Source organism: Kribbella pratensis (assembly GCF_004365355.1).
Classification (GTDB): Bacteria; Actinomycetota; Actinomycetes; order Propionibacteriales; family Kribbellaceae; genus Kribbella.
Window position 1 is genome coordinate 1,680,718 of the sequence record NZ_SODP01000001.1, and the last position, 12,881, is coordinate 1,693,598.

Below are 12,881 nucleotides of genomic sequence, written 5' to 3' on the forward strand. Positions count from 1 at the left end.
CCCGAGGAGCCCGATGCCGGACGAACTTCTGCGCCCGACGATCGGCGCGGGTGTGGACATGTCCGTGCGCCCGTGGCGGCTGATGTCCCAGGCGTACGTCGCCTTCTTCGGCGGCGTGATCGCGTCGACGGCGGTTGCCTTCCTGAACTCGCGCCGGCTCGGTGTCGATGTGGCCAAACGCCGGCTGATCCTGCTGACCGGACTCGTCGGCCTGATCGCGGTTGTCGCCCTGTTCGTCCTGCTCGACGGCGAGAGCCTGCAGGTCAGCTCACGCGTGGTGGCAGTGCTGTGCTTCATGGTCCAGCTCCGGCTGCAACGCCCGATGGACCGCGCGTTCCAGCTCCGCGGTACGGACTACGGCTCGCTCTGGGCCGTGGGGATCGGGCTCACGATCGGCGGGGCTGTGACGGAGGGTCTGATCCTGCTCCTGGTGACGGTGATCCGATGAACGAACCGAGCGAAGCGCGTCTGCAGATGGCGGCGCATTGGCTCCGGATCGGCCATCCGCAGCGCACTCTGGACGAGCTCCAGGGCCTGACCGGCGAGACAGCCCTCGACTACCGCGCGTACCTCTTCCGCGGCGCCGCTCTGCACGCTCTCGACCGGAACGCCGAGGCTGTCGACGTACTGCGTGACGGCCTGTCGCAGCACGGCCCGTTCCCGGCGTTGCTCCACGTGCTCGGCTCGGCCCTGCGCTCCGAGGGGCGGCTGCCCGAGGCCGAGGCCGCGTTCCTCCAGGGTTTGAGCCTCGACCCCAACGATCCCGATCTCCTGCTCGGCTACGCGCGGGTCTGCCTGACTGCCGGCCAAGCCGACAAGGCCGGCGCACTGGTCGAGCGCGCCGCGTCCCACGCGCCGGAGAGCGCGGCGGTGTCGGCGGCTCGTGCGCAGGTGGCGTTCGCGCTCGGGAAGGACCGCGACATGCATCGCCACAGCACCGAGGCGCTGGCGCACGACCCCGAGGACCCGAACGCGCGGGCCTTGCACGGCACGGCCTCCATGCTGACCGGCGACTCGCGCTCCGGTTACACCTCACTCGCGTCCGCGGCCGCGTCCCAACCCGGTGACGCCGACCTGCGCGCGGCGGCCCGCCAGGCGAAGCTGATCAACCATCCGCTGATGCTTCCGCTGCGCCCGTTCTCCCGGGTGAATCCGCTGGTCGTTTGGATCTGTGTTGTCGCGATCATCTACGGCCTCCGAGCCGTCGGTCTCGCGCCTGTGTCGTTCGCGTTCGCCATGATCTGGCTGGCGTTCTGCGTGTACTCATGGGTGGTCCCACCGCTGGTCCGCCGCTGGATCAACAGGAGATGGGGTTCATGAGTAACAACCGGATCGACGCGCTGCGGAAAGCCGTCGAGGCGAGCCCGGAGGACGTCATGCTTCGGCTGCTTCTCGCCGAGTCGCTGGCCACGGCGGGCGAGCACGAGGAGGCGCTCGACCAGTACGTCGTACTGCTTGACCAGCAAGGCCTTCCCGACGACCAGTTCGTGCCGGTGGGTGAGCTGGCCGCGGCGAACGGACGGCTCGCCCTGCTGCGGAACCTGCTCGAAGCGGCCCGACAGCAAGGTGTCGTCGAGGGGACAGGTCGGCTGCAGCAGCTCGTCGACGGCATGATCGCCGAGCGCAGCGGCGTACGAATCAAGGTCGGTCCCGAGGCGGAGGCGGATTCGCTGAGCACCGAGGCGGCGAAGGAGACGACCACCTTCGACCAGGTCGGCGGGATGGACGAGATCAAGCGGGTGATCCACCGGATGGTGATCCTCCCGCTGAGCCGCCCGGAGCTGTACGAGAAGTACGGACGCAAGTCCGGCGGCGGCGTCATGCTCTACGGCCCGCCCGGCTGCGGAAAGACGCTGCTCGCACGGGCGACGGCCGGGGAGTGCGGTCTGCCGTTCATCAACGTCCGGATCGAGGACGTGATGGACCCGTACCTCGGGGTGTCCGAGCGCAATCTGCACGCTGCCTTCGAGCGCGCCCGCGCCAACGGACCGTGCGTGCTGTTCCTCGACGAGCTGGACGCGCTGGCGTTCGCGCGGCACAAGCACGGCGGATCCGAGGCGCGGCGGCTGGTCGACGTACTGCTGCAGGAGCTCGACGCGATCGGCTCCGAGAACGACGGCCTGCTCGTGCTCGCCGCGACGAACGCGCCGTGGGACGTCGACGAGGCGATGCTCCGGCCGGGCCGCTTCGACCGGGTGATCTTCGTACCGCCGCCGGACGAGCCGGCCCGCGCGGACATCCTGACCGTGCTGACGAAAGACGTGCCGGCCGACGGCCTCGATGTGAAGGCGCTCGCCGCGCAGACGCCGATGTTCAGCGGCGCGGATCTGCGGGCGCTGATCGAGCGCGGTGTGGACAAGGTCATCGACGAGGCGCTCACCAGCGGTGGCGAGCCGCCGTTGGACATGCGTCATCTCACCGAGGCGCTGGCCGCGGTGAAGCCGTCGACGCTCGACTGGCTGCACCGCGTCCGCTCGTACATCGAGTTCGCCAACCAGAGCGAGCGATACGACGATGTGGCGGCGTACCTCAAATCCCGCGACGTACGCCGCCGCCTCAAGCCTTAACTCATTTCAGTTTGGCCGCGACCGCTTCCGGCATCGCCTCGTAACGGGAGAACTGACGGCTGAAGGTGGCCGCGCCGTGGGACAAGGACCGGAGATCGATCGTGTAGCGAGTGATCTCAACCTGCGGTACTTCGGCCTTGACCAGCGTCTTGTCGTCGCCGACCTTGTCCGTGCCGAGCAGCCGCCCGCGCCGCCCGGACAGGTCGCTCATCACCGCGCCGACCAGGTCGTCCGGCACCAGCACCGAGACCAGGTCGACCGGCTCGAGCAGGCTGACGTGCGTAGCGGCCGCCGCCTCGCGCAGCGCGAGCCCGCCGGCCATCTGGAACGCCATGTCCGACGAGTCGACGCTGTGCGCCTTCCCGTCCAGCAGCGTGACCCGGATGTTCACCATCGGATACCCCGCCGACACGCCTTTCTCCATCTGGGCCCGGACACCCTTCTCGACGCTCGGGATGAACTGCCGGGGCACCGCCCCGCCGACCACCTTGTCGACGAACTCGAAGTTCGATCCCTCCGGCAGCGGCTCCACCTCGATGTCGCAGACCGCGTACTGCCCGTGGCCGCCGGATTGCTTCACATGCCGCCCGTGGCCCTTCGCCTTCCCGCCGAAGGTCTCCCGCAGCGGCACCCGCAACTCGACCGTGTCGACGGTCACGCCGTACCGGCTGGACAGAGCGTCGAGCACGACGTCGGAGTGCGCCTCGCCCATGCACCACAGCACGATCTGGTGGGTCTCCGGATTCTGCTCGATCCGCAGCGTCGGATCCTCGGCCGCCAGCCGCTGCAACCCGACGCCGAGCTTGTCCTCGTCGGTCTTGGCGTGTGCCTGGACGGCGATCGGCAGCAGCGGCTCGGGCATGTTCCACGGCTTCAGGAGCAGTGGATCCGCCTTGTCGGACAGCGTGTCACCGGTTTCCGCCCGGGTCAGCCGGCCGATCGCGCAGATGTCACCGGCGACCACCTGACCCGCCGGGCGCTGGGTCTTGCCGAGCGGGAACGACAGCGCGCCGATCCGCTCGTCCTCGTCGTGGTCCTCGTGCGAGTTGTGCTCACCGAAGAACGACGTGAAATGGCCCGACACGTGAACCGTCGTGTCGGGCCTGATGGTGCCGGAGAACACCCGCACCAGGCTGACCCTGCCGACGTAGGGGTCCGACGTCGTCTTCACCACCTCGGCGAGCAGCGGACCGTCCGGGTCGCAGGTCAGCCCCTTGCGGGCGACACCGTGCGGGTTGAAGACGTCCGGGATGGTGTGCTCGGGCGGCGACGGGAACCCGCTGGTGATCACCTCGAGCAGCTCGAACGTGCCGATGCCGGAGGCGCTGCAGACCGGGATGACCGGGAAGAACGACCCGCGGGCGACTGCCCGCTCGAGGTCCTCGATCAGCACCTTCTGGTCGATCTCCTCGCCGCCGAGGTAGCGGTCCATCAGCGACTCGTCCTCGGACTCCTCGATGATGCCCTCGATCAGCGTGCCGCGGAGTTCCTCGATCTCGTCGGCGTACGCCGCATCCGGCGCGGAGGTCGAACGTTTGCCTTCGGAATACCCGTAGTACGTCTGGGAGAGCAGCCCGATCAGCCCGTCACCAGCGGGCAGGTAGAGCGGGAGGACCTTGTCGCCGAACGCGGCCTGCGCGGTGGCGAGCGCGTTCTGGTAGTTCGCCCGGGCGTGGTCGAGCTTGGTGATCACCACCGCCCGCGGCATCCCGACCTGGGCACACTCCTGCCAGACCGCCTTGGTCGGCTCGTCGACGCCCTCACTGGCCGAGACGACGAACAGCGCGCAGTCCGCAGCGCGGAGGCCGGCGCGCAGCTCGCCGACGAAATCGGCGTACCCAGGGGTGTCGATCAGGTTGACCTTGACGCCGTCGTGCGGCAGCGAGGCGAGCGACAGGCCCACCGAGCGCTGCTGCCGGAGCTCGGCGTCGTCGAAGTCGCACACCGTGGTTCCGTCCAGGACGGTGCCGGGTCTGTTCAGGACTCCGGAGGCCACCAGCAGGGCCTCGACGAGGGTGGTCTTGCCGGAGCCCGACGGGCCGACCAGGACCACATTGCGGATGGCGGCCGGACTGTCCACAGCGGGCGCGGCTCCGGTGCCTTGGGAAGCATTCGTCTTGTCTGCCATGACGTTCCTCCTGGTCCACCCACGATTCCCCTAACAGACACTTCGCACAAGAGTCTTCAGGTCGCGGATTCGTGTCCGCCTCCCACCGCCGGACCCTCGCGCTCTGTAGTGTCGCCGCCATGCGTAGGGCACTCGGGCTCGTCATCAGCGCGTTGTTCGTCGTTCTGGCGCTGGCCGGTTTCGCCGTACCGGCCGGCGCCGGTACGACGGACGCCGGCGACGAGATCAGGAACTTCCACATCGACTACACCGTGACGCCTGATGGCGTGCTGCAGGTGAAGGAGACTATCGACTACGTCTTCGGGAGCACCGGCCGGCACGGCATCTACCGGGACCTGGTCACCCGCGAGCCGTACAAGGACGACGACTCCAAGGACCAGGAGTACCAGGTCTCGGAGATCAAGGTCTCCTCGCCGACGCCCGGGGTGAGCACCAACTTCACCACGGAGACGTTCAAGGAGAACAACGACCGCAACGAGAACACCCAGATCAAGATCGGTTCGGCGGACCGCACGGTCCCCGGCAACGAGGCGACGTACGTGATCTCGTACGAGGTCCGCGGTGCGTTGCGGCACTTCGCCGACCACAGCGAGCTGTACTGGGACGCGACCGGCAGCGCCTGGTCCGCAGTGATCAACCAGGTGACGGTCAACGTCACAGTCCCTCAAGGCGTGACCCAGGTCGACTGCTTCGCCGGTGAGGCCGGGTCGACGCAGACGTGCCCGCAGAAGTCCATCGTCGGTCAGCGCGGCGTGTTCGGCGCCTCCCAGCTCGAGCGCGGACAACAACTCACGGTCGTCGCCGGCATCACCGCGGGCGCCGTACAGAACGACACCCCGATCCTGGTCGACCCGCCGAACTGGCTCGAGCGCAACGGGCTGTCGTGGCTCTCGCTCATCGGCGCCGGCGTGGTCACCGCGGTCTCGATCGTGCTCGCCGCCGTATACGCCAGGTTCGGCAACAAGGACCAGCGGTACGCCGGAATGCCGCCGGGCACGTTCCCGCCGGACGGCGTCGCGGCCGAGCCGGTGAAGGACGATCTGAGCAAGGACCAGATCCCGGTCGCGTTCTCGCCGCCGAGGATCCCGGTCGCCGAGGGCGGCCTGCTCATCGACGCCAAGGCCACCACGGTGGAGACCGCGGCGACGCTGATCGACATGGCCGTGCGCGGCGGCGTACGGATCGACAACACCGGTGACTCGCAGAAGGCCGTCCTGCTGAACCCGGCGGTCGCGACCGCACCGCACGAGCAGGCACTGATGTCCGGGCTCTTCCCGACGCTGCAGCCGGGCTCGGAGGTGCTGCTCCAGCGCGGCGCGGTAGGCGACAACACCATGCGGAACGCGCACAACGGGATGATCGCCGCGCTGCGGGAGCAGGTGAAGCAGCGCGGCTGGTACCTGCGGATGCCACGGGCCGGCGGCGGATCGCCGTTCAAGACGGGCTTCGGCTGTGCGTGCATGTCGATGATCGGAATCTGGGTGTTCGGCGCCGGTATCGCCGGGACGGCCGTCGCCGCCACGACCGGCGGCGCCGGCCGGGCGGTGGTGATCGCGATCCCGGTCGTCGCCGTGATCGTTGCCATCGGCATCTGGATCGGGATCCGTGGCCGTGGGCAACGGAACCCGGCCGGGCGAGCGGTGACCGACCAGCTGGTCGGCTTCGAGAAGTACCTGGCCACGGCCGAGGCGGACCAGCTGCGGTTCGAGGAGGGCGAGGACATCTTCTCGAAGTACTTGCCCTGGGCCATCGCTTTCGGGATCGCCGACCGCTGGCAGAGGGTGTGCGAGCAGCTGGTTGCCGCGGGCCGGCTGACTCCGGACCCGGTCTGGTACTACGGACCGTCCTACTACACATCCGGCTGGACCGCGGGCGCGGTGGGCGCGACCGTCGCGAGCACCTTCGACCCGCCGCCCACTCCGTCCAGCTCGGGCGGAGGAGGCGGCAGCTCGTCAGGCTTCAGCGGCGGGTCCTCCGGTGGCGGAGGCGGCGGCGGGGGCGGCGGCAGCTGGTAGGCGGCGTTGGTGGGCGGCGATTGGTGGGCGGCAGTTCGTCGGCGGCGCCGCCTGATGCGCGGTCGGAGCGGTGACCGTCAGATCGTTCCACCGGCGGCCACGGGAGCCGTCGGGTCGCTTGCGGCGTCGCCGACGACCTCGCGGGCGAGGAAGTCCTCGAGGTGGAACAGGTTCTCGCCGGCGCGGTTGGCCACGTTCACGAGGGTCTTCATCGTGGACACTTCCTCGACCTGCTCCTTGAGGAACCACTGCATGAATTGCTCGCCGATGTAGTCGCTCTCGTCGCGCGCGGTCCGGGCCAGCGTCTCGATCTGCTGGGTGACGGTGATCTCCTGGGCCAGCGCGAGCTCGAGCGGCTCCAGGGCGGTCTTGAAGTCCGACTCGACCTCACCCACCGACGGGATCTGCGGCCGGATGTCCTTGTCCAGCAGGTACTGCACCATCATCATGGCGTGATTGCGCTCTTCCAGGGACTGCTTGTAGAAGTGCGAAGCCAGCCGGGGCAGATCCTGCTCGTCGTACCAGACAGCCACTGCCACGTACTGCTGTGACGCCGTGAATTCGTTACGGATCTGCTCCTGCAGAAGTGTTTCGTACGTGCTCATGGCGTCAATCTAGTGCCGACGTCCCAGTTCGACGACCCGGACACCGCCGCCCGGCAGGCCGATCCGCACCGTCGTACCATCCACCGTCACATCGAGGCCCTCGGCCAGCGCTTCCGGTCGCAGCGCGTCCCGCGTCAGCAGCACCGCGTTCACCAGCACCAAGGGTTCGCCGTGATGCGGGGCAGTGAGGTACGGCGTAGCCGAGTGCGCACCGAACGGATTCACGCCGAGCCCACGATGCACGCCGGCCCCGTCATATCCATGCAGGCCGACCACCGCCGACACCAGCCCATCCGCGTTCCGCGTCGAGGCAGCCGCCGTACCGACTGTTGCCTCAGGCAATGGCTCGCCGGCGACCGCGAACCCGCCGCTGCGCACCGATGCACCGTCCGGCCCTTCGACCAGCGCACACCGGATCTCCCACCCGTTGTGCACCACTGACGTGATCTCGATCGCCCACGGACCCTCGGAACCGAGCCACGCCTTGTGCCACGAGGACGCCGTCTGCTCATCCACTCCGAGCCGGCGGATCCGGCCGCGGCCGCTGGTGACACCGTCGGGCGAGACGAGCGAGATCAGGTTGTCCACGTGCGGCTCGTGGTCGGACAGGTCCGGCCCGGCGTGGTTCGCGTACGCCAGCCGGTTGTAGTGCGGGTCGCCTGCGGGCTCCACGCCGTCCGGCTCGGCGACCGGCGCGTGGTCGGCGCCGTGGTTCACCAGCTGTACGACCTGGTCGTGGCGGCTCGCGTGGACGATCCATCCCGGCTTCGGCATCGCCCTCTGCTGATCCGCATCGTCGAGTGGGATCGAGTCCTCCGGGTCCGACCACACCGGGTGCTCCGGCGGCAGGATCAGGCCCACGAACCCCTTCGAAGCCCAGTACGGCGAGCCAGGTCCGGAGTACTGCTGTGTCGTCGGCAGGAACGTGTCGTACCACCCGAGGGTCAGTACGCCGCGCTCATCCGGCACGCCATGCTGCACGAAGTGCCGCGCGATACCCGAGCACAGCCGCCGTGTCTGGCCCGGCTTCAGGGGAGTGGAGTCGAGCAAAGCGCCCATCCAGTACGGCGCTGCCGCGGCCATGCGATACGTGAGCGACCGGCCCTGGTAGATCGGTGCACCGTCGTTGCCGACGAGGTGCACCGCGTCTTCCAGGAAGAGATTGATCCGCTCCCGGTACAGCTTCAGCCGGTCCTCGTACTGCGCACCCGGCGTCGCGGCGGCCATCCGCGCCCAGAGTCCCGGGTAGAGGTGCATCGCCCAGCCGATGTAGTTGTCGAAGTTCTGCCCGTCGCCGTCGGAGTACCAGCCGTCACCGACGTACCAGTCCTCGATCCGGTCGAGGCCGCCGTCGATGTCGTCCTGCGAGTACGGCGCCCCGACCGACGCGAGGAACTGTTCGCTCACGACCTGGAACAGCCGCCAGTTGTTGTCGTGCGTCGTGGACCCGTTGAACCCACCGAGCCATTCCGCGACGTGCTGCTGCGCCCGCGAGTCGAGCCGGTCCCAGATCCACTCGCGGGTCTCGTGCAGCGACACCGCGATCGCCGCTGCCTCGACCATCTGCTGCGACCGCGGGGTGAGCCGCAGCCACGCCTCGGGGTGGTCCGGATTCGCTCCGTTCGCGACGCCACGCGCGTACCGCTCGATCAGGTCTTCGCAGCCCTTGCCCTGCACGCCGGCGATCCGGAACGCGGCCAGCATGAACGACCGGGCGAAGCCCTCGAGTGCGTCGGACGCCGTACCCGAGCGGCTCGGCCGGCCGGGCAGCTCGACGAGCGAGGCGCCGGGGGAGAAGTACGGCACCAGCGAGTCGAGAAGGTGATCCGCCAACGCCTCCCAGTGCGCACGGCTCCACCCGGTCTGGCGGGAGAGCACACGGTCGGTGTCGGGCAGTACGAGGCGACTCATGCCAGCCTTCCGAGTTCGTTGGCGGTGATGGCGTGTTGGAGGGGTTGCCCGGTGACCAGGCGTTCGAGTTCGCCGACGGCCATCTCGCCCAGGCGGGCGATTTCGTTGCCGACGGCACCGGCGACGTGCGGGGTGACGAAGACGTTGGGCAGGTCGAGCAGCGGCGAGTCCGGCGGGAGCGGCTCGGGATCGGTGACGTCGAGTACGGCGTCGATCCGGCCGGACACGCACTCGCTGAGCAGCGCGTCGGCATCGATGATCTTGCCCCGGGCGGTGTTGATCAGCACCGCGCCGTCCTTGAGCAGACCGAGCAGCCGCCCGTCCACCAGGCCGACCGTCTCGGGAATCAGCGGCGCGTGCACGCTGAGAATGTCGCTGCGCTCGAACAGCGCGTCGTTGCCGACCAACTCCGCACCGAGCGCGGCAGCCTCGTCCGCGGTCAGGTACGGGTCGCTGATCAGCACCTCGAGATCGAACCCGCGCAACCGCTCCGCGACCATCTTCCCGATCCGTGACGCTCCGAGCAGGCCGACCGTCGTACCGTAACTGCCCGGCATCCCGTGCGGATCGGCCTTCCGCCGTTCGATCCGGTACTGCGCCGCGAGCCGGAACGCCCGCTTCCCGGCGAGCACGATCGCGGCGACCGTGAACTCGGCGACCGGCTGTGCGTTCGCGGTGGCGGCCGACGAGACCCGGATGCCGCGGTCGAACGCGGCCGGGTCGACGATCGCCTTGACCGAGCCGGCCGCGTGCAGGATCGCCTGCAGCTTCGGCGCCGCGTCGAGCACCTCCGGACCGATCCGCGGGCATCCCCAGCCGGTGAGCAGTACGTCGACGTCCGGCAGCGCCGCCCGGACGGCGGGGTCGGCGAGGAAGCTGGTCCCGGGGCCGACCGGGAGCACAGTGGCGATCGCCTCGAGCCGCTCCCGGACCCGCGGCACGAGGACGCGGGACCTGGCGTCGTCGTGCATCGCCAGCATGACGGTCAGGGCGGGATCTGGTTCGCTGCTCACGACGCTAACCTAGCAAGCGCTTTCCCACCTGTCTCGGCGACCGACGATTCTTGGAACATCCTGAATCTTCGCCGCGGCCGGAATTTGTGCCCCGAGTGACAGCGTTGGACTGGGTGAACGGCAGGATAGAGGGGCCCAACCCGCCCTGTTGGCGACTGCGTGAAGGAGAACGACGATGCTGCGACCGGACGACCTCTACGAGATCGTCGACGAGTCGGTGGCGACCGGCCCGGCGGCGACGCCGAAGGTCATGGTGCACTCGCTGGACGGGTTCATGGACGCGGGACAGGCCGGCCGGGTGACCGCCGACCACCTGCTCGAGGTGCTCGACCACCGGCTGCTCGCGCGCTTCGACATCGACTTGTTGCACGACTACCGGGCCCGGCGGCCTGAGGTGACGTTCGCCGAGGACCGGTTCACCGATTACACGCCGCCGCACCTGAGCCTGCACCTGCTCACGGACGACGCCGGCGTCGAGTTCCTGTTGCTCGAGGGCGCGGAGCCGGACAACCACTGGGACCGGTTCGCCGGGGCAGTGCGCCAGCTGATCGAGCGGTACAACGTGACGCTCACGGTCGGCGTCCACGGCATCCCGATGGGCGTGCCGCACACCCGTCCGCTCGGCCTGACCGCACACGCGACCCGGCCCGAGCTGGTCACCCGCTCGAACATCTGGGACGGCGAGATGGTGCTGCCCGCGAGCGCCGGCACGATGCTGCAGGTGCGACTGGGCGAGGCCGGCAAGGACGCGATGGGCTTCGCCGTCCACGTCCCGCACTACCTGGCCGAGAACCGCTTCCCGGGCGCCGCGCTGGCCCTGGTGCACGCGATCTCTGCCGCGACGGGCCTTCTCCTCCCTAGCAAGGCCCTGCTCGACGAGGCCGCCGTCACCGGTCGGCTGGTCGACGAGCAGGTCGAAGCTTCCGAGGACGCAAGTGCAGTCGTGAAGGCGCTCGAGACGCAGTACGACGCCGCTGAGGGCTCGCTGTCCCGCAAGAGCCTGCTGGCCGACTCGACCCCGTCGGCCGACGAGCTGGGCGCCGAGGTAGAGCAGTTCCTCGCCGAACTAAACCGCGAGGACAACGACTAGCCCCACCCACCCAACCCCACCCACGCCTCACCCACCCGGCCATGCCTCGCCCACCCAACCCGGGTCCGGCCACGAGTGGGGGAGTTGGACACCAATCGGGGGCCTTGAACAGGTTATTTCCTGTTCACGGCCCCCTGTTGCTGTTCATGGTCGCGACGGTTGGCTGGCCCCACGTGACCGGTCCCACCCGGCCACGCCCACCCACCGGCCACGCCTCACCCACTCAGCCCGCTCCGGCCACGAGTGGGGGAGTTGGACACGAACCGGGGGCCTTGAACAGGTTATTTCCTGTGCAAGGCCCCCGGTTGCTGTTCATGGGCGCGGCGGTTGGCTGGCCCCACGTGATCGGTCCCACCCGGCCACGCCTCGCCCACCCCGGCCCCACCCGGCCACGCCCCACCCAGCCCTACCCATCCAACCCCGCTCCGGCCACCTGTGGGGGAGTTGGACACCAACTGGGGGCCTTGAACAGGTTATTTCTTGTTCACGGCCTCCGGTTGTTGTTCATGGGCGCGACGGTTGGCCGGGGCACAGCGTGACCGGTGCCATAGTGGGATCGGCGTACCGGCCTCTCAGGATGAGGCATGCCTGAGTCGCTGGAGGATCTGGTCGAGCTGCTCGACCTGGAGATGATCGACGTCGACCTGTTCCGGGGACGTCAGCCGCAGACGTCGATGCAGCGGGTGTTCGGCGGTCAGGTGCTGGGACAGGCGCTGGCCGCCGCCAGCCGCACTGTCGACCCGGAGCGAGTCGTGCATTCGCTCCACGGCTACTTCCTGCGCGCGGGCGACACGTCGGTACCGATCGTGTACCGCCCGGAGCCGACCCGCGACGGTGGCTCGTTCAGCAGCCGGCGCGTCGTCGCCTCGCAGAACGGCAAGCCGATCTTCTACATGTCGGCCTCCTTCCAGCGTCCGGAGCCCGGTCTCGATCACCAGGACCCGATGCCGGACGACGTCGTACCGCCGGAGGAGGCGCCGCGATTGGCGACCGTCCTCGAAGCGCGGTCGGGCCGTCCGGCTGCGGACTGGGATCGTGAGTGGGCGGCGCTCGACGTACGACTTGCAGGGTTGACCGGCCGCCAGTTCTGGATCCGTGCCGCGGGCAAGCTTCCCGACGATCCCGCACTGCACGCGTGTGTGCTCGCCTATGCGAGTGACCTCACTCTGCTCGGTGCCAGCCTCCTGCCGCACGGCATCGTGATAGGCGACCGTCGCATCCAGCCTGCGTCGCTGGACCACGCGCTCTGGTTCCACCGCCCGTTCCGCGCCGACGAGTGGCTCCTGTACGACCAGTCGTCCCCGTCGGCCTCCGGCGCCCGGGGCTTCGCGACCGGCCGCCTGTACACGCAGACCGGCGCCCTGATCGCGTCGGTTGCGCAAGAGGGTCTCATCAGGCCCGTTGGCCTGGACTCTGATCTGCTAACGTAGAAACGTGATCAAGCGCGCAGTAGTGACGACGACGCCGAGGTTCGTCCCGGCGCGCTGACACCTGACTGTCTACCGAAGCCCCGGGGCGAGTGCCCCGGGGCTTTGTTGTGCTCGGTGGTTGC

General features: G+C 69.0%; 10 protein-coding genes. 6 read left to right on the plus strand and 4 right to left on the minus strand.

The genetic code is table 11. The features are described from left to right. Positions 1-13: 13 nt before the first annotated feature. Genes EV653_RS07905 through EV653_RS07915 form a run of 3 tightly spaced genes read left to right on the plus strand, consistent with a single transcriptional unit; the run spans position 14 to position 2,567 of the window. Positions 14-448, plus strand: a complete 435-nt coding sequence (locus EV653_RS07905) for a hypothetical protein (protein ID WP_202871503.1) — start codon at positions 14-16, stop codon at positions 446-448. After that, entirely contained in the window at positions 445-1,320 is an 876-nt protein-coding gene (locus tag EV653_RS07910) for a tetratricopeptide repeat protein (protein ID WP_134099458.1), read from the plus strand. Before EV653_RS07905 ends, EV653_RS07910 begins: the two co-directional genes overlap by 4 nt. Next, complete coding sequence (locus tag EV653_RS07915; RefSeq protein ID WP_134099461.1) at positions 1,317-2,567, plus strand: tetratricopeptide repeat protein; 1,251 nt, start codon at positions 1,317-1,319, stop codon at positions 2,565-2,567. Before EV653_RS07910 ends, EV653_RS07915 begins: the two co-directional genes overlap by 4 nt. A 1-nt stretch (position 2,568) precedes the next feature. Here the strand turns inward: EV653_RS07915 and EV653_RS07920 are convergent, their stop codons facing one another. After that, positions 2,569-4,695: an elongation factor G-like protein EF-G2 gene (locus EV653_RS07920; RefSeq protein WP_134099464.1), complete on the minus strand. Its 2,127-nt coding sequence runs from the start codon at positions 4,693-4,695 to the stop codon at positions 2,569-2,571. Between the two features lie 119 nt (positions 4,696-4,814). Between EV653_RS07920 and EV653_RS07925 the strand changes: the two genes are divergently transcribed. Next, positions 4,815-6,710, plus strand: a complete 1,896-nt coding sequence (locus EV653_RS07925; protein WP_134099467.1) for a DUF2207 domain-containing protein — start codon at positions 4,815-4,817, stop codon at positions 6,708-6,710. 77 nt (positions 6,711-6,787) lie between these two features. On the opposite strand, the gene EV653_RS07930 is transcribed toward EV653_RS07925, so the two are convergent. From EV653_RS07930 to EV653_RS07940, 3 genes are read right to left on the minus strand one after another with little or no spacing between them, the layout of a single operon-like run. Beyond that, positions 6,788-7,315: a ferritin gene (locus EV653_RS07930; protein WP_134099469.1), complete on the minus strand. Its 528-nt coding sequence runs from the start codon at positions 7,313-7,315 to the stop codon at positions 6,788-6,790. 9 nt (positions 7,316-7,324) lie between these two features. Next, positions 7,325-9,226, minus strand: coding sequence for a DUF2264 domain-containing protein (locus tag EV653_RS07935; protein WP_134099472.1), 1,902 nt, complete (start codon positions 9,224-9,226; stop codon positions 7,325-7,327). After that, positions 9,223-10,239: a hydroxyacid dehydrogenase gene (locus EV653_RS07940; RefSeq protein WP_238159622.1), complete on the minus strand. Its 1,017-nt coding sequence runs from the start codon at positions 10,237-10,239 to the stop codon at positions 9,223-9,225. Before EV653_RS07940 ends, EV653_RS07935 begins: the two co-directional genes overlap by 4 nt. Positions 10,240-10,414: 175 nt before the next feature. Between EV653_RS07940 and EV653_RS07945 the strand changes: the two genes are divergently transcribed. Both EV653_RS07945 and EV653_RS07950 read left to right on the plus strand, forming a co-directional pair. Then, positions 10,415-11,329: a proteasome assembly chaperone family protein gene (locus EV653_RS07945; RefSeq protein ID WP_134099475.1), complete on the plus strand. Its 915-nt coding sequence runs from the start codon at positions 10,415-10,417 to the stop codon at positions 11,327-11,329. Positions 11,330-11,913: 584 nt separating this feature from the next. Then, positions 11,914-12,759, plus strand: a complete 846-nt coding sequence (locus EV653_RS07950; protein WP_134099478.1) for an acyl-CoA thioesterase — start codon at positions 11,914-11,916, stop codon at positions 12,757-12,759. Positions 12,760-12,881: the final 122 nt, after the last annotated feature.

Excerpts from the sequence above, each read along its gene's own strand:
- EV653_RS07905 (WP_202871503.1), top strand. The coding sequence starts at position 14 with ATGCCGGACGAACTTCTGCGCCCGACGATCGGCGCGGGTGTGGACATG.
- EV653_RS07910 (WP_134099458.1), top strand. The coding sequence starts at position 445 with ATGAACGAACCGAGCGAAGCGCGTCTGCAGATGGCGGCGCATTGGCTC.
- EV653_RS07915 (WP_134099461.1), top strand. The coding sequence starts at position 1,317 with ATGAGTAACAACCGGATCGACGCGCTGCGGAAAGCCGTCGAGGCGAGC.
- EV653_RS07920 (WP_134099464.1), bottom strand. The coding sequence starts at position 4,695 with ATGGCAGACAAGACGAATGCTTCCCAAGGCACCGGAGCCGCGCCCGCT.
- EV653_RS07925 (WP_134099467.1), top strand. The coding sequence starts at position 4,815 with ATGCGTAGGGCACTCGGGCTCGTCATCAGCGCGTTGTTCGTCGTTCTG.
- EV653_RS07930 (WP_134099469.1), bottom strand. The coding sequence starts at position 7,315 with ATGAGCACGTACGAAACACTTCTGCAGGAGCAGATCCGTAACGAATTC.
- EV653_RS07935 (WP_134099472.1), bottom strand. The coding sequence starts at position 9,226 with ATGAGTCGCCTCGTACTGCCCGACACCGACCGTGTGCTCTCCCGCCAG.
- EV653_RS07945 (WP_134099475.1), top strand. The coding sequence starts at position 10,415 with ATGCTGCGACCGGACGACCTCTACGAGATCGTCGACGAGTCGGTGGCG.
- EV653_RS07950 (WP_134099478.1), top strand. The coding sequence starts at position 11,914 with ATGCCTGAGTCGCTGGAGGATCTGGTCGAGCTGCTCGACCTGGAGATG.